General features: G+C 57.1%; 21 protein-coding genes. 20 read left to right on the forward strand and 1 reads right to left on the reverse strand.

The window, feature by feature from the left end; translation table 11 throughout:
- Nucleotides 1-37: 37 nt before the first annotated feature.
- Nucleotides 38-124, reverse strand: a complete 87-nt coding sequence (gene leuL, locus QLG03_RS13555) for a leu operon leader peptide (RefSeq protein ID WP_017901192.1) — start codon at nt 122-124, stop codon at nt 38-40.
- A gap of 614 nt (nt 125-738) precedes the next feature.
- Between leuL and leuO the strand changes: the two genes are divergently transcribed.
- From leuO to lpxC, 20 genes are all read left to right on the forward strand, one after another.
- The gene (gene leuO, locus QLG03_RS13560; protein WP_147733720.1) at nt 739-1,707 is read left to right on the forward strand and encodes a transcriptional regulator LeuO; all 969 of its coding nucleotides are present in this window, start codon (nt 739-741) and stop codon (nt 1,705-1,707) included.
- Between the two features lie 394 nt (nt 1,708-2,101).
- Nucleotides 2,102-3,826 carry an acetolactate synthase 3 large subunit gene (gene ilvI, locus QLG03_RS13565; protein WP_147733721.1) on the forward strand — a complete coding sequence of 575 codons (1,725 nt, stop codon included), beginning with the start codon at nt 2,102-2,104 and terminating at the stop codon, nt 3,824-3,826.
- A gap of 2 nt (nt 3,827-3,828) precedes the next feature.
- Nucleotides 3,829-4,320, forward strand: coding sequence for an acetolactate synthase small subunit (gene ilvN / locus QLG03_RS13570; protein ID WP_002888536.1), 492 nt, complete (start codon nt 3,829-3,831; stop codon nt 4,318-4,320).
- 181 nt (nt 4,321-4,501) lie between these two features.
- Entirely contained in the window at nt 4,502-5,506 is a 1,005-nt protein-coding gene (cra, locus tag QLG03_RS13575; protein WP_004145952.1) for a catabolite repressor/activator, read from the forward strand.
- A 640-nt stretch (nt 5,507-6,146) separates the two neighbouring features.
- A complete protein-coding gene (mraZ, locus tag QLG03_RS13580; RefSeq protein ID WP_004204327.1) occupies nt 6,147-6,605 on the forward strand; it encodes a division/cell wall cluster transcriptional repressor MraZ in 459 nt (152 codons plus the stop codon).
- A 2-nt stretch (nt 6,606-6,607) separates the two neighbouring features.
- Nucleotides 6,608-7,549 (forward strand): 16S rRNA (cytosine(1402)-N(4))-methyltransferase RsmH, encoded by a 942-nt coding sequence (gene rsmH, locus QLG03_RS13585; RefSeq protein WP_255989386.1) that lies wholly within the window; start codon nt 6,608-6,610, stop codon nt 7,547-7,549.
- Nucleotides 7,546-7,911 (forward strand): cell division protein FtsL, encoded by a 366-nt coding sequence (gene ftsL / locus QLG03_RS13590; protein ID WP_002888550.1) that lies wholly within the window; start codon nt 7,546-7,548, stop codon nt 7,909-7,911. Before rsmH ends, ftsL begins: the two co-directional genes overlap by 4 nt.
- A gap of 15 nt (nt 7,912-7,926) precedes the next feature.
- Nucleotides 7,927-9,693, forward strand: coding sequence for a peptidoglycan glycosyltransferase FtsI (locus tag QLG03_RS13595; RefSeq protein WP_023291977.1), 1,767 nt, complete (start codon nt 7,927-7,929; stop codon nt 9,691-9,693).
- Nucleotides 9,680-11,167, forward strand: coding sequence for a UDP-N-acetylmuramoyl-L-alanyl-D-glutamate--2,6-diaminopimelate ligase (gene murE / locus QLG03_RS13600; protein WP_023291978.1), 1,488 nt, complete (start codon nt 9,680-9,682; stop codon nt 11,165-11,167). The genes QLG03_RS13595 and murE overlap by 14 nt, the downstream gene beginning before the upstream one ends.
- On the forward strand, nt 11,164-12,522 hold the full coding sequence (gene murF, locus QLG03_RS13605; RefSeq protein ID WP_044521021.1) for a UDP-N-acetylmuramoyl-tripeptide--D-alanyl-D-alanine ligase: 1,359 nt from the start codon (nt 11,164-11,166) through the stop codon (nt 12,520-12,522). The genes murE and murF overlap by 4 nt, the downstream gene beginning before the upstream one ends.
- Nucleotides 12,516-13,598: a phospho-N-acetylmuramoyl-pentapeptide-transferase gene (mraY, locus tag QLG03_RS13610; protein ID WP_004204335.1), complete on the forward strand. Its 1,083-nt coding sequence runs from the start codon at nt 12,516-12,518 to the stop codon at nt 13,596-13,598. The genes murF and mraY overlap by 7 nt, the downstream gene beginning before the upstream one ends.
- 2 nt (nt 13,599-13,600) lie before the next feature.
- Entirely contained in the window at nt 13,601-14,917 is a 1,317-nt protein-coding gene (gene murD / locus QLG03_RS13615) for a UDP-N-acetylmuramoyl-L-alanine--D-glutamate ligase (RefSeq protein ID WP_023291980.1), read from the forward strand.
- The gene (ftsW, locus tag QLG03_RS13620) at nt 14,917-16,191 is read left to right on the forward strand and encodes a cell division protein FtsW (RefSeq protein ID WP_004204337.1); all 1,275 of its coding nucleotides are present in this window, start codon (nt 14,917-14,919) and stop codon (nt 16,189-16,191) included. Before murD ends, ftsW begins: the two co-directional genes overlap by 1 nt.
- Nucleotides 16,188-17,258, forward strand: a complete 1,071-nt coding sequence (gene murG / locus QLG03_RS13625; protein ID WP_032429099.1) for an undecaprenyldiphospho-muramoylpentapeptide beta-N-acetylglucosaminyltransferase — start codon at nt 16,188-16,190, stop codon at nt 17,256-17,258. Before ftsW ends, murG begins: the two co-directional genes overlap by 4 nt.
- A 47-nt stretch (nt 17,259-17,305) precedes the next feature.
- Nucleotides 17,306-18,781: a UDP-N-acetylmuramate--L-alanine ligase gene (gene murC / locus QLG03_RS13630; RefSeq protein WP_023291982.1), complete on the forward strand. Its 1,476-nt coding sequence runs from the start codon at nt 17,306-17,308 to the stop codon at nt 18,779-18,781.
- Entirely contained in the window at nt 18,774-19,694 is a 921-nt protein-coding gene (locus QLG03_RS13635) for a D-alanine--D-alanine ligase (protein ID WP_023291983.1), read from the forward strand. The genes murC and QLG03_RS13635 overlap by 8 nt, the downstream gene beginning before the upstream one ends.
- Nucleotide 19,695: 1 nt before the next feature.
- Complete coding sequence (gene ftsQ, locus QLG03_RS13640; RefSeq protein WP_004204342.1) at nt 19,696-20,526, forward strand: cell division protein FtsQ; 831 nt, start codon at nt 19,696-19,698, stop codon at nt 20,524-20,526.
- Nucleotides 20,523-21,785: a cell division protein FtsA gene (ftsA, locus tag QLG03_RS13645; RefSeq protein WP_004204343.1), complete on the forward strand. Its 1,263-nt coding sequence runs from the start codon at nt 20,523-20,525 to the stop codon at nt 21,783-21,785. Before ftsQ ends, ftsA begins: the two co-directional genes overlap by 4 nt.
- Before the next feature lie 62 nt (nt 21,786-21,847).
- Nucleotides 21,848-22,999: a cell division protein FtsZ gene (gene ftsZ, locus QLG03_RS13650; protein ID WP_002888628.1), complete on the forward strand. Its 1,152-nt coding sequence runs from the start codon at nt 21,848-21,850 to the stop codon at nt 22,997-22,999.
- Nucleotides 23,000-23,099: 100 nt separating this feature from the next.
- Nucleotides 23,100-24,017: a UDP-3-O-acyl-N-acetylglucosamine deacetylase gene (gene lpxC, locus QLG03_RS13655; protein ID WP_002888632.1), complete on the forward strand. Its 918-nt coding sequence runs from the start codon at nt 23,100-23,102 to the stop codon at nt 24,015-24,017.
- Nucleotides 24,018-24,196: the final 179 nt, after the last annotated feature.

Below are 24,196 nucleotides of genomic sequence, written 5' to 3' on the forward strand. Positions count from 1 at the left end.
CCAAGGCGCGGGTTTTATAGTCTTGCTGGAAGATGACTTAACGCTGAACGTCGCCCAACAGCCTACCGCGCAAATGGCATGCGTTTAGTAGTAGTAGGCTGGTGATGCGAGTGGTGCGAATCATTGCGTCAAACTCCAGATGAAATCGTTATGCTTTTAGAGTTACTGGATAGCCGTTTCAAAGTCAACCCCTGGCATGGAAAAAGCGTTTTTGGTCCGCGGCGTGAATTAGCTAATTGTGCTGATGTTAGCCCTTTTTTGCCGAAGATCCTATTTTGGACCTGCGGGGGCGCACAGGGATATGTTTCATTTGAAAATGTACTTTGCATTAAAGGCCTCGCTCACGATGCGCCGCGAGCGAAGCGGTCAAAAATCGCTATCTGAATGAAATAATTATATTTATTTTTCGTGTGAATATGTCTACCCCTTAGCGGATCTTTTTTCAATGATAAATAGTTGTTAATTTTATGGGGTGGAAAATAAAATACTTTATTATTGCTTAAGTTACAGTTAACCATTGGTGTTGTTTTTATTTTCCTGGATTATGGTTAGACTCATCTTCATTAAGTAACTCATATTGTTTGAGCAGTTTATTTATTCCGGTGGTACCGGTTTGACACTGCCACTCATAGCCTTGATATATTCCTAAAATACACCTTTGCTATTTTGCAAATGTCATTGGCATGATAAATGATATTTTCGGCGCTAATTATAGCGGTTTAGTAAAGGGAATTCATCGTGACGGCGGAACTAGATATGTTAATTGAAAGTCCAGAATATAAATCAGCCCCCGGACAGGAAGTCGTAAAACCTCAACTACGGATGGTTGATCTCAATCTGCTTACCGTTTTTGATGCGGTTATGCAGGAACAGAATATTACCCGTGCCGCCCATACGCTCGGCATGTCTCAACCGGCGGTGAGCAACGCGGTTTCACGTCTGAAAGTGATGTTTAATGATGAGCTGTTTGTGCGCTATGGCCGCGGTATTCAGCCGACGGCGCGGGCCTATCAGCTGTTTGGCTCAGTGCGTCAGGCGCTGCAGCTGGTACAAAACGAATTGCCAGGCTCCGGTTTTGAACCCTTGAGCAGTGAGCGTGTTTTCAATCTGTGCGTCTGTAGCCCGCTGGATAACATCCTGACGTCGTTGATTTTTAATAAAGTCGCCGAAATCGCGCCCAATATTCATTTAGTCTTTAAATCAGCGCTTAATCAAAATACGGAACATCAGTTACGTTATCAGGAAACGGAATTTGTGATCGGTTATGAAGAATTTCGTCGTCCTGAGTTTGCCTGTGTACCGCTATTCAAAGATGAAATGGTTCTGGTGGCTAGCCGCAACCATCCGCGTATCTCCGGACCGGTGATGGAGGCTGATATTTATCGCGAGGAGCATGCCGCGGTGGCTCTCGATCGGTATGCCTCATTCAGTCTGCCGTGGTATGACACCGCCGATAAACAAGCGCGCATCGCATATCAAGGTAATGCGATGGTCAGCGTATTAAACGTGGTGTCGCAAACGCAGATGGTGGCCATTGCGCCGCGCTGGCTGGCAAATGAGTTTGCCGATAAGTTAGCGCTGCAAATATTACCTCTGCCGCTGAAGGTGAATAGCCGGACCTGCTATCTCTCCTGGCACGAAGCGGCGGGTCGCGATAAAGGTCATCAGTGGATGGAAGAGCTGCTGGTGGATATTTGTCAGCGCTGAGCCGATGGCAATAAGCATGAAAGGGGCTTCGGCTCCTTTTTTTATATGATTTAATTACAATAATGCAGAATTTTATGCTGTTTACCCTTTCGGTTGCTCTCCGCCCGTTAACAAAAAATGGATCAATTCCTGCTATCGCGCCTTTTCTCCGAGTATTTACTATTCTCTTTTCTTATATCTGAAGCATTCCACCATATTTTCCTCTCTCCGCTTGTTTTTCTTCTTATTCTACTTAGAAAGCATCTCCGGTGGCGAATTGCCTGCCTGCTGGCGAGCAGTTATGGTAGTGGCATGCAGTCCATTCACCTCAGTGCGGAGGGGTACTCCTTCGCATCGTGCGAGCGCGCGGAAATTGAGTTCCGCTGTCGTAAAACAATAAGCCTGGAGGCAAACCATGGAGATGTTGTCAGGAGCCGAGATGGTCGTCCAATCGCTTGTCGATCAGGGCGTCAAGCAAGTATTCGGCTATCCCGGAGGCGCAGTCCTCGATATCTATGATGCGTTACATACCCTTGGCGGTATCGATCATGTGCTGGTTCGCCACGAGCAGGCGGCGGTGCATATGGCGGATGGCCTGGCGCGAGCGACCGGGGAGGTCGGTGTGGTGCTGGTGACCTCAGGGCCTGGGGCGACGAACGCCATCACCGGTATCGCGACGGCCTATATGGACTCTATCCCGCTGGTGATCCTCTCCGGACAAGTGGCGACATCGCTTATCGGCTACGATGCCTTCCAGGAGTGCGACATGGTGGGGATTTCCCGCCCGGTGGTGAAGCACAGTTTCCTGGTGAAGCAGACCGAAGATATTCCCGGCGTGCTGAAGAAAGCCTTCTGGCTGGCGGCCAGCGGTCGCCCCGGGCCGGTGGTGGTCGATCTGCCGAAGGATATACTCAATCCGGCGAAGAAACTGCCGTACGTCTGGCCAGACGCGGTCAGCATGCGCTCGTATAACCCGACGACCAGCGGTCATAAAGGCCAGATCAAACGCGCCCTGCAGACCCTGGTGGCGGCGAGCAAGCCGGTCGTCTACGTCGGCGGCGGGGCGATCAATGCGCATTGCGAACCTCAGCTGCGCGAGCTGGCGGAAAAGCTGAAGCTGCCGGTGGCCTCCTCCCTGATGGGGCTGGGCGCTTTCCCGGCGACGCACTCGCAGGCGCTGGGGATGCTGGGCATGCACGGCACTTATGAAGCCAACATGACCATGCACCATTCAGACGTGATTTTTGCCGTCGGCGTTCGCTTTGACGATCGGACCACCAATAACCTGGCCAAATACTGTCCGAACGCGACTGTGCTGCATATCGATATCGATCCGACCTCAATCTCGAAAACCGTGCCAGCAGATGTGCCGATCGTCGGCGATGCCCGGCTGGTGCTGGAGCAGATGCTGGAGCTGCTGGAGCAGGAAGAGGCGCAGCAGCCGCTGGACGACATTCGCGACTGGTGGCAGCAGATTGAGCAGTGGCGCGCCCGCCATTGCCTGCGCTACGACGACCAGAGCGACAAGATCAAACCGCAGGCGGTGATAGAAACGATCTGGCGCCTGACTCAGGGCGATGCCTATGTCACTTCCGATGTGGGTCAGCACCAGATGTTCGCCGCCCTCTATTACCCCTTCGACAAGCCGCGGCGCTGGATTAACTCCGGTGGCCTCGGCACCATGGGCTTTGGCCTACCGGCTGCGCTGGGGGTCAAAATGGCTCTGCCGGACGAAATGGTCGTCTGCGTGACCGGTGACGGCAGTATCCAGATGAACATTCAGGAACTCTCTACTGCGCTGCAGTATGAGCTGCCGGTCCTGGTGCTTAACCTTAACAACCGCTATCTGGGGATGGTGAAGCAGTGGCAGGATATGCTCTATTCCGGGCGCCACTCGCAGTCCTATATGGAGTCGCTGCCGGACTTCGTTCGTCTGGCGGAAGCCTACGGCCACGTTGGGATCCGCATCAGCGAGCCGCAGGAGCTGGAGACGAAGCTTGCAGAAGCCCTGGAGCAGGTGCGACAGCGCCGGCTGGTGTTTGTCGATGTCACCGTCGACGGCAGTGAGCATGTGTACCCCATGCAGATCCGCGGCGGCGGCATGGATGAAATGTGGTTGAGCAAAACGGAGAGGACCTGATTATGCGCCGAATATTATCGGTATTACTGGAAAACGAATCGGGCGCATTGTCCCGCGTTATCGGCCTCTTTTCCCAGCGCGGCTATAATATAGAAAGCCTGACTGTCGCCCCGACGGACGATCCGACCCTCTCCAGGATGACCATCCAGACCGTGGGCGATGAAAAAGCGATCGAGCAGATTGAAAAGCAGCTGCACAAGCTGGTGGATGTCCTGCGGGTCAGCGAGCTGGGGCAGGGGGCTCATGTCGAACGCGAAATCATGCTGGTGAAGGTCCAGGCCAGCGGTTACGGCCGTGAAGAAGTGAAGCGCAACACCGAAATCTTTCGTGGACAGATTATCGACGTGACGCCTTCTATCTATACCGTTCAACTCGCCGGCACCAGCGATAAGCTCGACGCTTTCCTGGCCTCCCTGCGCGATGTCGCTCGGATCGTGGAAGTGGCTCGCTCCGGCGTGGTCGGCCTGTCTCGCGGTGATAAAATCATGCGCTGAGGATCGGGAACTGATGCAAAAATAGCCCGGCAGCGACTGTCGGGCTTTTTTTTTTGCGAAATCAGTAGGAACTGTAAGCGAAAGCGGTTGCTGCGCTAACTATTCTGCGCTTAGATGTTATAAAAAGGGTTCCATACCTGAATAATGGTTATGTTTGGCACTTCTTACCCAAGGGGCAATTGTGAAACTGGATGAAATCGCCCGGCTGGCCGGTGTTTCAAGAACCACCGCGAGCTATGTGATTAATGGCAAAGCGAAGCAGTACCGCGTAAGCGATAAAACGGTCGAAAAAGTGATGGCTGTCGTGCGAGAGCACAACTATCACCCGAATGCGGTCGCTGCTGGCCTGCGTGCAGGACGCACACGCTCTATCGGTCTGGTGATCCCGGATCTGGAGAACACCAGCTATACCCGCATTGCAAATTATCTGGAGCGGCAGGCGCGCCAGCGCGGCTATCAGTTGCTGATTGCCTGCTCGGAGGATCAGCCCGATAACGAAATGCGCTGTATCGAGCATCTGCTACAGCGCCAGGTGGACGCCATCATTGTTTCCACCTCGCTGCCGCCGGAGCACCCTTTTTATCAGCGCTGGGCTAACGATCCGTTTCCGATTGTCGCCCTCGACCGCGCCCTTGACCGCGAGCACTTCACCAGCGTCGTCGGCGCTGACCAGGATGATGCCGAGATGCTCGCCGCCGAGTTGCGGACTTTTCCCGGCGAAACGGTGCTTTATCTGGGCGCGCTGCCGGAACTGTCGGTGAGCTTCCTGCGCGAGCAAGGCTTCCGTAAAGCCTGGCAGGACGATCCGCGTGAGGTGCATTATCTCTATGCCAACAGCTACGAGCGAGAAGCGGCGGCCCAGCTGTTTGAGAAATGGCTTGAAACCCATCCGATGCCGCAGGCGCTGTTCACCACCTCTTTCCCGTTGCTGCAGGGCGTCATGGATGTGACGCTGCGCCGTGAGGGTAAACTGCCTTCCGAGCTGGCGATCGCCACCTTCGGCGATAATGAGCTGCTCGATTTCCTGCAGTGTCCGGTACTGGCCGTGGCCCAGCGCCATCGCGATGTCGCTGAGCGGGTGCTCGAGATCGTCCTCGCCAGCCTCGATGAACCGCGCAAGCCGAAGCCGGGCCTCAGCCGTATTCGTCGTAATCTTTATCGCCGCGGCAGCCTGAATCGCCGTTAAGGGCGCAATATCGTCAGCACCCAGGATTAATCCTGGCAGGCCTGCCAGTGAGCAGGCCGCTGGCGATAAATCAGGCAACTGACGTCCAGAATGCAAAACTGAATATATTTCAGACAAATCCCTAAACTTCTTTACGCGTTATTTTGTTTTATTCGCTGGCAATCGTTTTGCGACTCAAAACGGGACACAAAAAATGATTGTGCCGGCTTTAATTGTATTATTTTGTTACATTCACCAGGTTAATTGCTGAATTAACACCCATTTTGTTAGCCCCAACCTTTCTCTCCTGCCTTATCCCGCGCCTGGTCAGCCCTTCAGCCAGCAACAGGTACTGTTAACGGCCGGCATAATGGCCTAAAATGCCGCTCGCGTCGCAAACTGACACTTTATATTTTCCCGCCGAAGATATTTTGATGTTTATAACTGTTACGAGTTTGTTGGTTATTTTCTTACACGTATTCATAACGTTAATTTGCCTCGCCTGTTGATGATTTTTTCATCAGGGCTAATGTCGGCTGTAAATAATGGGTTTTTGAGCTCCGTTGGCATTCGTGCTGGCTTGACAAGCTTTTCCTCCGCTCCGTAAACTCCTTGTGGTGGGAATTTGTGGGATAAAGTGGCGAAAAGGGGTGAGGCTGGCATGTTCCGTGGAGCAACGTTAGTCAATCTCGACAGCAAAGGCCGCCTGGCCGTGCCAACGCGCTATCGCGATGGGCTGATCGAGGACGCTGCCGGTCAATTGGTATGCACCATTGACATTCATCACCCGTGCCTGCTGCTTTATCCATTGCCTGAATGGGAAGTCATCGAGCAGAAATTGTCGCGTTTATCGAGCATGAATCCCGTTGAGCGGCGCGTACAGCGTTTGCTTCTGGGTCATGCCAGCGAATGTCAGATGGATAATGCCGGTCGCTTGCTGATAGCGCCGGTGTTACGGCAGCATGCCGGGCTGACAAAAGAAGTGATGCTGGTCGGGCAGTTTAATAAATTTGAACTGTGGGACGAAACGACCTGGTATCAACGGGTCAAGGAAGATATCGACGCTGAGCAGTCCGCGACCGGTGAACTGTCGGAGCGCCTGCAGGATTTGTCTTTATAAAAATGATGGAAAATTTTAAACACACTACGGTACTTCTGGATGAAGCCGTCAACGGCCTCAATATTCGTCCAGACGGTATCTATATTGATGGTACCTTTGGTCGCGGCGGTCACTCGCGCCTGATCCTCTCCCAACTGGGAGCGGAAGGACGCTTGCTGGCAATCGATCGCGATCCTCAGGCGATTGCCGTCGCGCAAACCATCGATGATCCCCGCTTTTCCATCGTACATGGTCCATTTTCACAGCTTGCTGAGTACGTCGGCGAGCGCAATCTTACCGGTAAGATCGACGGCATTCTGCTCGATCTTGGCGTCTCTTCCCCGCAGCTTGACGATGCGGAACGCGGCTTTTCCTTTATGCGCGACGGGCCGCTGGATATGCGCATGGATCCGACCCGCGGTCAGTCCGCGGCCGAATGGCTGCAGACCGCTGAAGAAGCGGATATCGCCTGGGTGATTAAAACCTTCGGCGAAGAGCGTTTCGGTAAACGGATCGCCCGCGCGATCGTCGAACGTAATCGCATTGCACCGATGACCCGCACCAAAGAGCTGGCGGAGGTCATCGCCGCGGCGATGCCGGTAAAAGATAAGCACAAACATCCCGCGACCCGTACCTTCCAGGCGGTGCGCATTTGGGTAAACAGTGAACTGGAGGAGATAGAGCAGGCGCTAAAAAGCTCGCTCAGCGTGCTGGCCCCGGGCGGGCGGCTGTCGATCGTTAGTTTTCATTCGCTGGAAGATCGCATTGTAAAGCGCTTTATGCGTGAGCAAAGCCGCGGTCCGCAGGTTCCGGCGGGAATACCGATGACCGAATCGCAGCTCAAAAAACTGGGCGGCCGTGAGTTACGAGCACTAGGCAAGTTGATGCCGGGCGAAGAAGAGGTGGCAGAGAATCCACGTGCCCGTAGTTCAGTGCTGCGTATCGCAGAGAGGACGAACGCATGATCGGCAGAGTGACAGAGGCCTTAAGCAAAGTTAAAGGGTCGATTGGAAGCAACGAGCGCCATGCTTTGCCTGGCGTGATCGGGGACGACCTTCTGCGGTTTGGGAAACTGCCACTCTGCCTGTTCATTTGCATCATTATTACGGCGATTACCGTGGTCACCACCGCGCACCACACGCGCCTGTTGACCGCGCAGCGTGAACAACTGGTTCTGGAACGCGACGCCCTGGACATTGAGTGGCGCAACCTGATCCTCGAAGAGAACGCGCTCGGCGATCACAGTCGGGTTGAACGGATCGCGACCGAGAAGTTGCAGATGCAACACGTCGATCCATCACAAGAAAATATCGTTGTACAGAAATAAGGATTATTGCGACGGATGAAAGCAGCGCCAAAAACGCCAAAAGCAAAACGTCAGGAAGAACAGGCCAACTTTATCAGTTGGCGTTTTGCGTTGCTGTGCGGCTGCATTCTGCTGGCGCTGACTTTCCTGCTGGGGCGCGTTGCCTGGCTACAGGTGGTCAGCCCGGATATGCTGGTGCGTCAGGGCGATATGCGTTCCCTGCGCGTACAGGAAGTGTCCACCGCGCGCGGGATGATTACCGACCGCTCCGGACGTCCACTGGCGGTCAGCGTGCCGGTGAAAGCTATCTGGGCCGATCCGAAAGAACTCCATGATGCCGGCGGGGTAACCCTGGATACGCGCTGGAAGGCGCTGGCGGATGCCCTCAATATGCCGCTGGATCAGCTGGCGACGCGCATCAATACCAATCCGCGGATGCGTTTCATCTATCTGGCGCGTCAGGTTAACCCTGACATGGCCGACTACATCAAAAAACTGAAGCTGCCGGGCATTCATCTGCGTGAAGAATCCCGTCGTTACTACCCTTCCGGGGAAGTGACCGCTCACCTCATCGGTTTTACCAACGTCGACAGCCAGGGGATTGAAGGGGTCGAAAAAAGCTTTGATAAATGGCTCACCGGCCAGCCGGGCGAGCGTATCGTGCGTAAAGACCGCTATGGCCGGGTAATTGAAGACATCTCTTCCACCGACAGCCAGGCGGCGCACAACCTGGCGCTGAGTATCGATGAGCGTCTGCAGGCGCTGGTCTATCGTGAGCTGAACAACGCCGTGGCCTTTAACAAAGCCGAGTCCGGCAGCGCGGTGTTAGTGGACGTGAACACCGGCGAAGTGCTGGCGATGGCCAACAGCCCGTCCTACAACCCAAACAACTTCGCCGGCACGGCGAAAGACACCATGCGTAACCGCGCCATCACTGACGTCTTCGAACCGGGTTCGACGGTGAAGCCGATGGTGGTGATGACGGCGCTGCAGCGCGGTATCGTCAACGAAAATACCGTGCTCAATACCGTGCCTTATCGAATTAACGGCCACGAAATTAAAGACGTGGCGCGCTACAGCGAATTGACCCTGACCGGGGTGCTACAGAAGTCGAGTAACGTCGGTGTTTCTAAGCTGGCGTTAGCGATGCCGTCCTCAGCGTTAGTAGATACTTACTCACGTTTTGGGCTTGGAAAGGCGACCAATTTGGGGTTGGTCGGAGAACGCAGTGGCTTATATCCTCAAAAACAACGGTGGTCTGACATAGAGAGGGCCACCTTTTCTTTCGGCTACGGGCTAATGGTAACCCCGTTACAGTTAGCGCGAGTCTACGCAACGATTGGCAGCTACGGCATCTATCGCCCGCTGTCGATTACCAAAGTTGATCCACCGGTTCCGGGCGAGCGTGTCTTCCCGGAATCACTCGTTCGTACCGTCGTTCATATGATGGAAAGCGTGGCGCTGCCCGGCGGCGGCGGCGTGAAAGCGGCGATCAAAGGCTATCGCATCGCGATTAAAACCGGTACGGCGAAAAAAGTGGGGCCGGATGGCCGCTATATCAACAAATATATTGCTTACACCGCAGGCGTTGCGCCCGCCAGCCATCCGCGCTTTGCGCTGGTGGTGGTGATCAACGACCCGCAGGCAGGTAAATACTACGGTGGCGCCGTTTCCGCGCCGGTGTTCGGTGCCATCATGGGCGGCGTATTGCGCACCATGAACATCGAACCGGATGCGCTGGCAACGGGCGAAAAAAGTGAATTTGTAATTAATCAAGGCGAGGGAACAGGTGGCAGATCGTAATTTGCGCGACCTTCTCGCTCCATGGGTGCCAAACGCACCGGAGCGCATTCTGCGAGAGATGACGCTGGACAGCCGGGTGGCGGCTTCCGGCGATCTCTTTATCGCGGTACAGGGTCATCAGGCGGACGGGCGTCGTTATATCCCGCAGGCGATAGCGCAAGGTGTGGCTGCCATTATTGCTGAAGCGCAGGGCGAAGCGAAAGACGGTGAGATCCGTGAAATGCACGGCGTGCCGGTTATCTACCTGAGCCAGCTTAACGAACGTTTATCGGCGCTGGCCGGGCGTTTTTATCATCAGCCGTCGCAGCAGCTGCGTCTGGTGGGCGTGACCGGTACCAACGGCAAAACCACCACCACCCAGCTTCTGGCGCAATGGGCGAAACTGCTCGGCGAAACCAGCGCGGTGATGGGGACCGTCGGCAACGGGCTGCTGGATAAAGTGGTGCCGAGCGAAAACACCACCGGCTCTGCGGTCGATGTTCAGCACGTGCTTTCCGGCCTGGTCGAGCAGGGGGCAACCTTCGGCGCGATGGAAGTCTCTTCCCACGGGCTGGTGCAGCACCGCGTGGCGGCCGTGCAGTTTGCCGCCTCGGTATTTACCAACCTGAGCCGCGACCACCTCGACTACCATGGCGATATGGCGCACTACGAAGCGGCGAAATGGCTGCTGTACTCCACCCACCATTGCGGCCAGGCCATCGTCAACGCTGACGATGAAGTCGGTCGTCGCTGGCTGGCGAAGCTACCGGACGCGGTGGCGGTGTCGATGGAAGATCATATCAATCCGAACTGCCACGGCCGCTGGCTGAAGGCCACCGCGGTCAACTATCACGACAGCGGCGCCACCATCCAATTTGACTCCAGCTGGGGCAACGGTGAAATCGAAAGTCGCCTGATGGGCGCCTTTAACGTCAGCAACCTGCTGCTGGCGCTGGCCACGCTGCTGGCGCTGGGCTATCCGCTGGCCGATCTGCTGAAAACGGCGGCTCGTTTACAGCCGGTATGCGGCCGTATGGAAGTGTTCAGCGCGCCCGGTAAACCGGCCGTGGTGGTGGATTATGCCCATACGCCTGACGCGCTGGAAAAAGCGCTGCAGGCCGCGCGCCTGCACTGCAGCGGCAAGCTGTGGTGCGTCTTCGGCTGCGGCGGAGACCGCGACAAAGGCAAGCGTCCGCTGATGGGGGCGATTGCTGAAGAGTTCGCCGATATCGTGGTCGTCACTGACGACAACCCGCGTACCGAAGAGCCGCGGGCGATTATCAACGATATTCTGGCCGGCATGCTCGATGCAGGTCATGCAAAAGTGATGGAAGGCCGTGCGGAAGCGGTGACCAACGCCGTGATGCAGGCGCAGGAGAACGACGTGGTGCTGGTGGCGGGTAAAGGCCATGAAGATTACCAGATCGTCGGCAACCGTCGTCTGGATTATTCCGACCGCGTCACCGTCGCGCGTCTGCTGGGAGCGGTAGCATGATTCGCTTTACGTTAAGCCAGCTCGCCGCGATCGCTCATGGCGAACGGCAGGGTAGCGATATCGCTATCGACGAGGTGACCACCGACACCCGTAAAATCACGGCGGGCTGCCTGTTTGTGGCGCTGAAAGGCGAGCGTTTCGACGCCCATGATTTTGCCGAACAGGCGAAAGCGGCAGGCGCCGGCGCGTTGCTGGTGAGCCGTCCGCTACCCTGCGATCTCCCGCAGGTGATCGTGAAAGATACCCGGCAGGCTTTCGGCGAGTTGGCCGCCTGGGTACGTCAGCAGGTGCCGACCCGCGTCGTCGCCCTGACCGGCTCGTCCGGTAAAACCTCGGTCAAAGAGATGACCGCGGCGATCCTCAGCCAGTGCGGCAACACGCTGTATACCGCCGGCAACCTGAACAACGATATCGGCGTGCCGATGACCCTGCTGCGTCTGACCAAAGAACATCAGTACGCGGTGATTGAGCTTGGCGCCAACCACCAGGGCGAAATCGCCTGGACCGTCAGCCTGACGCGTCCGGAAGCGGCGCTGGTCAACAACCTTGCCGCCGCGCACCTTGAAGGTTTCGGCTCGCTGGCGGGCGTGGCGAAGGCGAAGGGCGAAATCTATACCGGTCTGCCGGAAAACGGCATCGCCATTCTCAATGCCGACAACAACGACTGGCTGAACTGGCAGGCGGTGATTGGCGATCGCAAAGTGTGGCGCTTCTCGCCGAACGCGGCCAACAGCGATTTCACCGCGACTAACGTGCAGATCACCAGCCACGGCACCGAATTTACGCTGCAGACCCCAACCGGCAACGTTGACGTACTGCTGCCGCTGCCGGGACGCCACAACATCGCTAACGCGCTGGCGGCGACCTCGCTGGCGATGGCGGTAGGCGCCGATCTGGCGGCGGTGAAAGCCGGTCTGGCGCAGCTGCAGGCCGTTCCGGGACGTCTGTTCCCGATCCGCCTGACCGAGAGTCAGCTGCTGCTGGATGACTCCTATAACGCTAACGTCGGTTCGATGACCGCGGCGGTGCAGGTGCTGTCAGAGATGCCCGGCTTCCGGACGATGGTGGTCGGCGATATGGCGGAGCTTGGCGCGGAAAGCGCGGCTTGCCATCGTGAAGTCGGCGAAGCGGCGAAAGCGGCAGGGCTGGATTGTGTTCTCAGCGTCGGCGCCTTGAGCGCGGATATCAGCCGCGCCAGCGGCGTGGGCGAACATTTTAACGATAAAGCCGCCGTGGTGGCTCGCCTGCGCGAGCTGCTGGCGGAGCATAAGATAATGACCATTTTAGTGAAGGGTTCACGTAGTGCCGCCATGGAAGAGGTAGTACGCGCATTACAGGAGACTGGGACATGTTAGTATGGCTGGCCGAACATTTGGTCAAATATTATTCCGGCTTTAACGTCTTTTCGTATTTGACGTTTCGCGCCATCGTCAGCCTGCTGACCGCGCTGTTCATCTCTCTGTGGATGGGCCCGCGCATGATCGCCCGTCTGCAAAAACTCTCCTTCGGCCAGGTGGTTCGTAACGACGGTCCGGAGTCCCACTTCAGCAAACGCGGCACGCCGACCATGGGGGGGATCATGATCCTCACTGCGATCACCGTCTCCGTTCTGCTGTGGGCTTACCCCTCCAACCCGTACGTCTGGTGCGTGCTGACGGTATTAATCGGCTACGGGATCATCGGCTTCGTTGATGACTACCGTAAAGTGGTGCGCAAAGACACCAAAGGCCTGATCGCCCGCTGGAAGTATTTCTGGATGTCGGTGATCGCGCTGGGCGTGGCGTTCGCGCTCTATCTGGCCGGGAAAGACACCCCGGCGACCGAGCTGGTGGTGCCGTTCTTTAAAGACGTTATGCCGCAGCTGGGGCTGTTCTATATCCTGCTGGCCTACTTCGTGATTGTCGGCACCGGCAATGCGGTTAACCTGACCGACGGTCTCGACGGCCTGGCGATCATGCCCACCGTCTTCGTCGCGGCGGGTTTTGCGCTGGTGGCGTGGGCGACCGGTAACATGAATTTCGCCAACTACCTGCACATCCCCTATCTGCGCCACGCCGGCGAACTGGTGATCGTCTGTACGGCGATCGTCGGCGCGGGGCTGGGCTTTCTGTGGTTTAACACCTATCCGGCGCAGGTCTTTATGGGCGACGTCGGTTCGCTGGCGCTCGGCGGCGCGCTGGGCATTATCGCCGTGCTGCTGCGTCAGGAATTCCTGCTGGTGATTATGGGCGGCGTTTTCGTGGTGGAGACCCTGTCGGTGATCCTGCAGGTCGGCTCCTTTAAGCTGCGCGGTCAGCGTATCTTCCGCATGGCGCCGATCCACCACCACTATGAACTGAAAGGCTGGCCGGAGCCGCGCGTTATCGTGCGCTTCTGGATTATTTCGCTGATGCTGGTGCTGATTGGCCTGGCGACGCTGAAGGTACGTTAATCATGGCAGATTATCAGGGTAAAAAAGTCGTCATTATTGGGCTGGGCATGACCGGCCTGTCATGCGTGGACTTTTTCATGGCGCGCGGCGTAACCCCGCGCGTGATGGACACCCGCGTCGCGCCTCCCGGGCTGGATAAATTGCCTGAATCGGTCGAATGCCATGTCGGCGGCCTCAATGATACCTGGCTGCTGGCGGCGGATCTGATTGTCGCCAGTCCCGGCATCGCGCTGGCTCATCCTTCGTTGAGCGCGGCGGCGGACGCTGGCGTAGAGATCGTTGGCGATATCGAACTGTTCTGCCGCGAAGCGCAGGCGCCGATCATCGCCATTACCGGCTCGAACGGCAAAAGCACCGTCACCACCCTGGTGGGCGAGATGGCGAAAGCGGCCGGGGTTAACGTCGGCGTGGGCGGCAATATCGGCCTGCCGGCGCTGATGCTGCTGGATACCGATCGTGAGCTGTATGTCCTGGAGCTCTCCAGCTTCCAGCTGGAAACCACCTCCAGCCTGCAGGCGGTGGCGGCAACCATCCTCAACGTGACTGAGGACCATATGGACCGCTACCCGCTGGGGCTGCAGCAGTATCGCGCGGCGAAGCTGCGGATTTACGAGAATGCAAAGACCTGCGTGGTCAACGCGGACGATGCGCTCACCATGCCGGTACGCGGCGCGGACGATCGCTGCATCAGCTTTGGCGTCGATGTCGGTGACTACCACCTTAACCGTCAGCAGGGCGAGACCTGGCTGCGCGTTAAAGGTGAGAAAGTCCTCAATGTAAAAGAGATGTCTATCACGGGTCAGCATAACTACAGCAACGCCCTGGCGGCGCTGGCGCTGGCCGATGCCGCGGGCCTGCCGCGTGCCAGCAGCCTGAAGGCGCTGACCACCTTTACCGGCCTGGCGCATCGCTTCCAGCTGGTGCTGGATCACAACGGCGTGCGCTGGATTAACGACTCGAAGGCAACCAACGTCGGCAGTACCGAGGCGGCGCTGAACGGCCTGCAGCTTGATGGCACGCTGTATCTGCTGCTGGGCGGCGACGGCAAGTCCGCTGATTTCACCCCGCTGAAGCGCTACCTTGGCGGCGATCGTATCCGCCTGTACTGCTTTGGTCGCGACGGCGCCGAGCTCGCCGAGCTGCGTCCTGAGGTGGCGGTACAAACTGAAACCATGGAACAGGCGATGCGTCAGATAGCGCCCCTGGTGAAAGCGGGTGACATGGTTCTCCTGTCGCCGGCCTGCGCCAGCCTGGATCAGTTTAAGAACTTTGAACAACGGGGCGAGATGTTTGCCCGCCTGGCGAAGGAGTTAGGTTGATGCGTTTCTCTCTCCCACGCCTGAGAATGCCGCAACTGAGCTTGCCTCGGTTGAGACTGCCGCGACTGCCGGGGATGTTTATCTTCGCCTGGCTGTTCGCCGCGCTGAAAGGCTGGGTGATGGGCTCGCGCCCAAAAGATAACGACAGTCTGGTGATGTATGACCGGATGCTGCTGTGGCTGACCTTCGGCCTGGCGGCGATCGGCTTTATTATGGTGACCTCGGCGTCAATGCCGGTGGGGCAGCGTCTGGCGAACGATCCTTTCCTCTTTGCCAAGCGTGACGGCCTGTACATTGTGCTGGCCTTTGTCCTCGCGCTGGTGACGCTGCGACTGCCGATGGATTTCTGGCAGCGCCACAGTACCGCAATGCTGATCGCCTCGATCGTTATGCTGCTGATCGTGCTGGTGGTGGGTAGCTCGGTAAACGGTGCATCGCGCTGGATCGCCCTCGGTCCGCTGCGCATTCAGCCGGCGGAGTTCACCAAGCTGTCGCTGTTCTGCTACATCGCCAACTATCTGGTGCGTAAAGCTGACGAAGTGCGCAACAACCTGCGCGGCTTCTTAAAACCGATGGGCGTGATTTTCGTGCTGGCGATCCTGCTGCTGGCGCAGCCTGACCTCGGTACGGTGGTGGTGCTGTTCGTCACCACGCTGGCGATGCTGTTCCTCGCCGGCGCCAAGCTGTGGCAGTTCATCGCCATTATCGGCATGGGCATCTCGGCGGTGGTCCTGTTGATCCTCGCCGAACCGTACCGTATTCGCCGCGTGACCTCCTTCTGGAACCCGTGGGAAGACCCGTTCGGCAGCGGCTACCAGCTGACCCAGTCGCTGATGGCCTTTGGCCGCGGCGAGATGTGGGGGCAGGGACTCGGAAACTCGGTGCAAAAACTGGAGTATTTGCCGGAAGCGCACACTGACTTTATCTTCGCCATCATCGGCGAAGAACTCGGTTATATCGGTGTGGTACTGGCGCTTTTAATGGTATTCTTCGTCGCTTTCCGCGCCATGTCGATTGGCCGAAAAGCGCTGGAGATCGATCATCGCTTCTCCGGCTTCCTCGCCTGTGCGATTGGTATCTGGTTTAGCTTCCAGGCGTTAGTTAACGTCGGGGCGGCGGCGGGGATGCTGCCGACGAAAGGTCTGACGCTGCCGCTGATCAGTTATGGTGGTTCCAGTCTGCTGATTATGTCGACGGCCATCATGTTGTTGTTGCGAATTGATTATGAAACGCGTCTGGAAAAAGCCCAGGCGTTTACACGGGGTGTTCGATGAGCGGTCAGGAAAAGCGGTTGATGGTGATGGCGGGCGGTACCGGCGGGCATGTGTTCCCGGGACTGGCGGTCGCGCACCATCTAATGGACCAGGGCTGGCAGGTTCGCTGGCTGGGTACCGCCGATCGTATGGAAGCGGATTTAGTGCCGAAAAACGGCATCGAGATTGATTTTATCCGTATCTCCGGCCTGCGTGGCAAAGGGATTAAAGCACAGCTGCTGGCGCCGGTGCGGATCTTCAACGCCTGGCGTCAGGCGCGGGCGATCATGAAGCGTTTCCAGCCGGACGTGGTGCTGGGCATGGGCGGCTATGTGTCCGGGCCTGGCGGTCTGGCGGCGTGGTCGCTGGGGATCCCGGTGGTCCTCCACGAGCAAAACGGCATTGCCGGCCTGACCAACAAGTGGCTGGCGAAGATTGCGAAGAAAGTGATGCAGGCGTTTCCCGGCGCCTTTCCGCATGCGGACGTGGTCGGGAATCCGGTGCGCACCGATGTGCTGGCGCTGCCGCTGCCGGGGCAGCGTCTGGTGGGCCGTCAGGGGCCGATTCGCGTACTGGTGGTCGGTGGCTCTCAGGGCGCGCGCGTCCTGAACCAGACCATGCCGCAGGTGGCGGCGAAGCTCGGCGATACGGTGACCATCTGGCATCAGAGCGGTAAAGGCGGCCAGCAAACCGTGCAGCAGGCCTATGCCGCCGCGGGGCAGCCGCAGCATAAAGTGACGGAATTTATTGATGATATGGCCGCGGCGTATGCCTGGGCAGATGTCGTGGTTTGCCGTTCCGGCGCGCTGACGGTTAGCGAAATCGCGGCCGCGGGCTTACCGGCGCTGTTTGTACCGTTCCAGCACAAAGATCGTCAGCAGTACTGGAATGCGCTGCCGCTGGAGAAAGCCGGCGCGGCGAAAATTCTCGAACAGCCGGCGTTCACGGTAGAGGCGGTAGCCTCTACTCTGGCGAGCTGGGATCGGGAAACCTTGCTGGATATGGCGGAACGAGCGCGTGGCGCTTCGATTCCGGACGCTACCGAGCGGGTAGCAGAAGAGGTCAGCGCCGTAGCTTTGGCGCGCTAATTGCGGTGATTTTCACCGCCCGAATACAGAAGTTGATGGCGTAAAGAATGAATACACAAGATTTGGCAAAACTGCGTTCCATAGTGCCCGAGATGCGTCGCGTCCGGCACATTCACTTTGTCGGCATCGGCGGTGCCGGTATGGGCGGTATTGCCGAAGTGTTGGCTAATGAAGGTTACCAGATCAGCGGCTCCGACCTGGCGCCGAATCCGGTGACCCAGCAGCTGTCGCAGCTTGGCGCCACCATTTATTTCAACCATCGCCCGGAAAACGTGCGCGATGCCAGCGTGGTCGTAGTTTCCAGCGCGATTTCCGCCGATAACCCGGAAATCGTCGCCGCGCACGAAGCGCGTATCCCGGTGATCCGTCGTGCGGAAATGCTGGCGGAGCTGATGCGCTTCCGTCACGGGATCGCGATTGCCGGAACTCACGGCAAAACCACCACCACCGCGATGGTGTCCAGTATTTACGCCGAAGCCGGGCTGGACCCGACCTTCGTCAACGGCGGGTTGGTGAAAGCGGCGGGCGTGCATGCCCGTCTCGGCCATAGCCGTTACCTGATTGCGGAAGCGGATGAGAGCGATGCATCGTTCCTGCATCTGCAGCCGATGGTCGCGATTGTGACCAACATCGAAGCCGACCATATGGATACCTACCATGGCGACTTCGAAAATCTGAAGCAGACCTTTATTAATTTCCTGCACAACCTGCCGTTCTACGGACGCGCGGTAATGTGCGTGGACGATCCGGTTATTCGTGAACTGCTGCCGCGCGTTGGCCGGCAGATCACCACCTACGGTTTCAGCGACGACGCCGACGTTCGCGTAGAAGACTACCGTCAGGTTGGGGCGCAGGGGCATTTCCGCCTGGTGCGTCAGGATAAAGAACTGCTGCAGGTGACACTCAATGCCCCGGGACGCCATAACGCGCTGAACGCGGCGGCGGCTGTCGCCGTGGCGACGGAAGAGGGGATTGACGATCAGGCGATCCTGCGCGCGCTGGAAAGCTTCCAGGGTACCGGTCGTCGCTTCGACTTTCTTGGCGAATATCCGCTGACGGAAGTCAACGGCAAAGCGGGCAGTGCGATGCTGATCGATGACTACGGTCACCACCCGACGGAAGTCGACGCCACTATCAAAGCGGCGCGTGCCGGCTGGCCGGATAAAAATCTGGTGATGGTATTCCAGCCGCACCGTTATACCCGTACTCGCGATCTGTACGATGATTTCGCCAACGTGCTGACTCAGGTCGATGCGCTGCTGATGCTCGATGTCTACCCGGCAGGCGAAGCGCCGATCCCGGGCGCCGACAGCCGCTCGCTGTGCCGTACGATCCGCGGTCGCGGTAAAGTCGACCCGATTCTGGTATCCGACCCGGCGCAGGCCGCGGCGATGCTGGCGTCGGTGCTGACCGGCAACGATTTAGTGCTGGTGCAAGGTGCCGGAAACATTGGAAAAATCGCCCGTCACCTGGCTGAAATCAAACTGATCCCGCAAAAAACGGAGGAGGAGCGCCATGGCTGATAAAATCGCGGTGCTTTTCGGTGGAACCTCCGCTGAACGTGAAGTGTCGCTGAATTCAGGCGCCGCGGTGCTGGCCGGGCTGCGTGAAGCCGGGGTGGATGCCCATCCGGTTGACCCGCGCGATGTCGATATTACCCAGTTGAAAAAGCTGGGCTTTAAGAAAGCGTTTATTGCACTCCACGGCCGCGGCGGGGAAGATGGCACGCTGCAGGGGCTGTTGGATCTGATCCAGCTGCCTTATACCGGCAGCGGCGTGATGGCTTCGGCGATTTCAATGGATAAACTGCGCAGCAAATGGCTGTGGCAGGGGGCCGGATTACCGGTCGCGCCGTGGGTGGCGCTGACCCGCGCCCAGTTTAGCGCCGGATTATCTGCTGATGTCGAACAGCAGATTGCGGCGCTGGGTCTGCCGCTCATCATCAAGCCCAGCCGCGAAGGCTCCAGCGTTGGGATGTCGAAAGTCAGCGAAAGCTGTGATTTAGCGAGTGCACTCGCGCTGGCTTTTCAGCATGATGATGAAGTTTTGGTCGAAAAATGGCTCAGTGGGCCGGAATTTACCGTCGCCATCGTCGGTGAAGAAATTTTACCGTCAATACGTATCCAGGCGGCTGGAACCTTCTATGATTATGAGGCGAAGTATCTCTCTGATGAGACGCAATATTTCTGCCCAGGATTGGAAGATCCAGCGCGTGAGTCAGTCATTCAGAGCCTGGTGCTTAAAGCCTGGAATGTTCTGGGTTGCAAAGGCTGGGGCCGTATTGACGTGATGCTGGACAGCGATGGCCAGTTTTATCTGCTGGAAGCGAATACTTCCCCGGGCATGACCAGCCATAGCCTTGTACCGATGGCGGCGCGTCAGGCAGGAATGAGCTTCTCCCAGCTTGTTGTACGAATTCTGGACCTGGCGGGGTGATATGTCGCAGGCTGCGCTGAATACGCGGAACCATGAAGAGGACGTTTCTTCTTCGCGTCGGAGTAATGGAACGCGGCTGGCAGGGATCGTTTTCCTGCTGGCGGTGCTGTTTACCGTGCTGGTCAGCGGGTGGATGGTTCTTGGCTGGATGGAAGACGCGCAGCGTTTACCGCTGTCGAAGATGGTGGTGACCGGCGAGCGTCACTATACGCGCAATGATGACATCCGCCAGGCGATCCTGGCGCTGGGTTCGCCGGGCACCTTTATGACTCAGGATGTGAACATCATTCAGAGTCAGATTGAACGTCTGCCATGGATTAAGCAGGCGAGCGTCCGAAAGCAGTGGCCCGATGAATTGAAGATTCATCTGGTTGAATATGTGCCGATTGCACGCTGGAATGATCAACATATGGTGGATGCAGAAGGAAATGCCTTCAGCGTGCCGGCGGATCGCACCAGCAAACAGAATTTACCGATGTTATATGGCCCGGAAGGCAGCGAGAACGAAGTGCTGCAAGGGTACCGTGACATGGGGCAGGTGCTGGCAAAGGATAAATTCACGTTGAAAGTGGCGGCAATGACCGCCCGTCGTTCCTGGCAGTTGACGCTTAATAATGACATTAAGCTCAACCTTGGCCGTGGCGACACCATGAAACGGCTTCAGCGCTTTATGGAACTCTACCCGGTTCTTCAGCAGCAGGCGCAGACCGACGGCAAACGGATTAGCTACGTTGATTTGCGTTATGACTCGGGTGCGGCAGTGGGCTGGGTACCTGCTCCCGCAGAGGAAACTAATCAACAACAGAATCAGGCACAGGCAGAACAACAATGATCAAGGCGACGGACAGAAAACTGGTAGTTGGACTGGAGATTGGCACCGCCAAGGTGGCCGCTTTAGTAGGGGAAGTTCTGCCCGACGGCATGATTAATATCATCGGCGTGGGCAGTTGCCCATCGCGTGGTATGGATAAAGGCGGTGTGAACGACCTCGAGTCGGTGGTGAAATGCGTACAGCGCGCCATCGACCAGGCCGAACTGATGGCGGATTGCCAGATTTCATCAGTTTATTTGGCTCTTTCGGGTAAACATATAAGCTGTCAGAATGAAATCGGGATGGTACCGATTTCTGAAGAAGAAGTGACGCTGGACGACGTCGAGAACGTGGTCCATACCGCGAAGTCGGTTCGCGTACGCGATGAGCACCGCGTCCTGCACGTGATTCCGCAGGAATACGCCATTGACTACCAGGAAGGGATAAAAAACCCGGTAGGGCTGTCCGGCGTGCGTATGCAGGCGAAGGTACATCTGATTACCTGCCATAACGATATGGCGAAAAACATTGTTAAAGCGGTGGAACGTTGTGGTCTGAAAGTTGACCAACTTATTTTCGCCGGTTTAGCGGCCAGTTATTCCGTATTAACAGAAGACGAACGTGAGCTGGGCGTCTGCGTGGTGGATATTGGCGGTGGTACAATGGATATCGCCGTCTATACCGGCGGCGCGCTGCGTCACACCAAAGTGATCCCGTACGCGGGCAACGTGGTGACCAGCGATATCGCCTATGCCTTCGGTACGCCGCCGAGCGACGCCGAAGCCATTAAGGTTCGTCACGGTTGCGCGTTGGGTTCCATCGTCGGTAAAGACGAAAACGTCGAAGTACCGAGCGTAGGCGGACGGCCGCCGCGTAGCCTGCAGCGTCAGACGCTGGCTGAGGTGATTGAACCGCGCTATACCGAACTGCTTAATCTGGTCAATGAAGAGATCCTGCAGCTGCAGGAACAGCTCCGCCAGCAGGGGGTTAAACACCATCTGGCGGCGGGGATTGTGTTAACCGGCGGCGCGGCGCAAATTGAAGGTCTGGCGGCCTGTGCGCAGCGCGTGTTCCATACTCAGGTGCGCATTGGCGCGCCGCTGAACATCACCGGTTTAACGGACTATGCCCAGGAGCCGTATTATTCGACGGCGGTGGGGCTGCTGCACTACGGAAAAGAGTCACATCTGAGTGGTGAAGCGGAAGTCGAAAAACGCGTGACGGCGTCGGTGGGCTCGTGGATTAAGCGACTCAACAGCTGGCTGCGAAAAGAGTTTTAATTTTTTAAGAGAACGCAGACAATTAGCGTTCTCAGGCGACAGGCACAAAACGGAGAGAAACTATGTTTGAACCTATGGAACTGACCAACGACGCGGTGATTAAAGTCATCGGCGTCGGTGGCGGCGGCGGTAATGCCGTTGAACACATGGTGCGCGAGCGCATTGAGGGTGTTGAATTCTTCGCGGTGAACACCGATGCGCAGGCGCTGCGCAAAACGGCTGTTGGCCAGACTATCCAGATCGGTAGCGGTATTACCAAAGGTCTGGGCGCTGGCGCGAACCCGGAAGTCGGCCGTAATGCGGCGGACGAAGACCGTGAAGCGCTGCGCGCGGCCCTTGATGGCGCAGACATGGTGTTCATCGCGGCAGGCATGGGCGGCGGTACCGGTACCGGCGCGGCGCCTGTTGTTGCCGAAGTGGCTAAGGATCTGGGGATCCTCACCGTGGCGGTGGTCACTAAGCCGTTTAATTTTGAAGGCAAGAAGCGCATGGCGTTTGCTGAGCAGGGGATCACCGAGCTGTCCAAGCACGTTGACTCACTGATCACCATCCCGAACGACAAGCTGCTGAAAGTACTTGGCCGCGGCATTTCTCTGCTTGACGCGTTCGGCGCGGCAAACGACGTCCTCAAAGGCGCGGTGCAGGGTATCGCCGAACTGATCACCCGTCCGGGCCTGATGAACGTCGACTTCGCGGACGTCCGTACCGTGATGTCAGAAATGGGCTACGCGATGATGGGCTCCGGCGTGGCGAGCGGTGAAGACCGTGCGGAAGAAGCGGCTGAAATGGCTATCTCTTCTCCGCTGCTGGAAGATATCGACCTGTCCGGCGCGCGCGGCGTGCTGGTTAACATCACCGCGGGCTTCGACCTGCGTCTGGATGAGTTCGAAACCGTGGGTAACACCATCCGCGCATTTGCTTCGGATAACGCCACCGTGGTTATCGGTACCTCTCTGGACCCGGATATGAACGACGAACTGCGCGTCACCGTAGTGGCGACCGGTATCGGCATGGACAAGCGTCCGGAAATTACCCTGGTGACCAACAAACAGGTTCAGCAGCCGGTGATGGATCGCTACCAGCAGCACGGTATGTCCCCGCTGACGCAAGAGCAGAAGCCGGCGGCAAAAGTGGTGAACGACAACACGCCGCAAACCGCGAAAGAGCCGGATTATCTGGATATCCCAGCCTTCCTGCGTAAGCAAGCCGATTAAGAATCGACTGGAAGTTGGGCATCTGCGCTCTTTGTGCTAAACTGGCCTCCCGATAGTGGTGTACACTTCGGTTGGATAGGTAAATTGGCGAGATTATACGATGATCAAACAAAGGACTCTTAAACGTATCGTTCAGGCGACTGGTGTCGGTTTGCATACCGGCAAGAAAGTCACACTGACGTTACGCCCTGCGCCGGCAAATACCGGGGTCATCTATCGTCGCACCGACTTGAATCCACCGGTAGATTTTCCGGCTGATGCCAAATCTGTGCGTGATACCATGCTCTGTACTTGCCTGGTTAATGAGCATGACGTGCGGATTTCTACGGTTGAACACCTGAACGCCGCATTGGCTGGCCTGGGTATCGACAACATTATTGTTGAAGTCGATGCACCGGAAATCCCGATTATGGACGGCAGTGCGGCTCCGTTCGTTTATTTGTTGCTGGACGCCGGCATCGATGAACTGAACTGCGCCAAGAAATTTGTACGTATCAAAGAGACGGTTCGCGTCGAAGATGGCGACAAATGGGCTGAATTCAAACCGTACAATGGTTTTTCGCTGGACTTCACCATCGATTTTAACCATCCGGCGATTGATGCCAGCACCCAGCGCTATACGCTGAACTTCTCGGCCGATGCGTTCATGCGTCAGATTAGTCGTGCGCGTACCTTCGGTTTCATGCGCGATATCGAATATCTGCAGTCCCGCGGCCTGTGCCTGGGCGGCAGCTTCGATTGTGCCATCGTTGTTGACGATTATCGCGTACTGAACGAAGACGGTCTGCGCTTTGAAGACGAATTTGTTCGCCACAAAATGCTGGATGCGATCGGTGACCTGTTTATGTGTGGTCACAACATTATCGGCGCATTCACGGCGTACAAATCGGGTCACGCGTTGAATAACAAACTGCTGCAGGCTGTTCTGGCAAAACAGGAAGCCTGGGAGTATGTGACCTTCGAAGACGACGCAAAACTGCCAATGGCATTCCGCGCACCGTCGATGGTTTTGGCGTAAGCCTGACCATTCAGTAAATTCGACTGGTAACCTGGTACTCTCTCCGACCAGGGAACCAGTCGTTTTTCTTTTATAGCCTCTTCCCGTTATTTTTCGCTGCGATTTCTGGGTAATAATTAGCGCGCGTTCGCTGCTTTATTAAGCGTTTTCCCCGGGCAACAGCCTTCATTCATGCTGCC

The sequence above is a fragment of the Klebsiella sp. V115_8 genome (assembly GCF_029967715.1).
Classification (GTDB): domain Bacteria; phylum Pseudomonadota; class Gammaproteobacteria; order Enterobacterales; family Enterobacteriaceae; genus Klebsiella; species Klebsiella quasipneumoniae.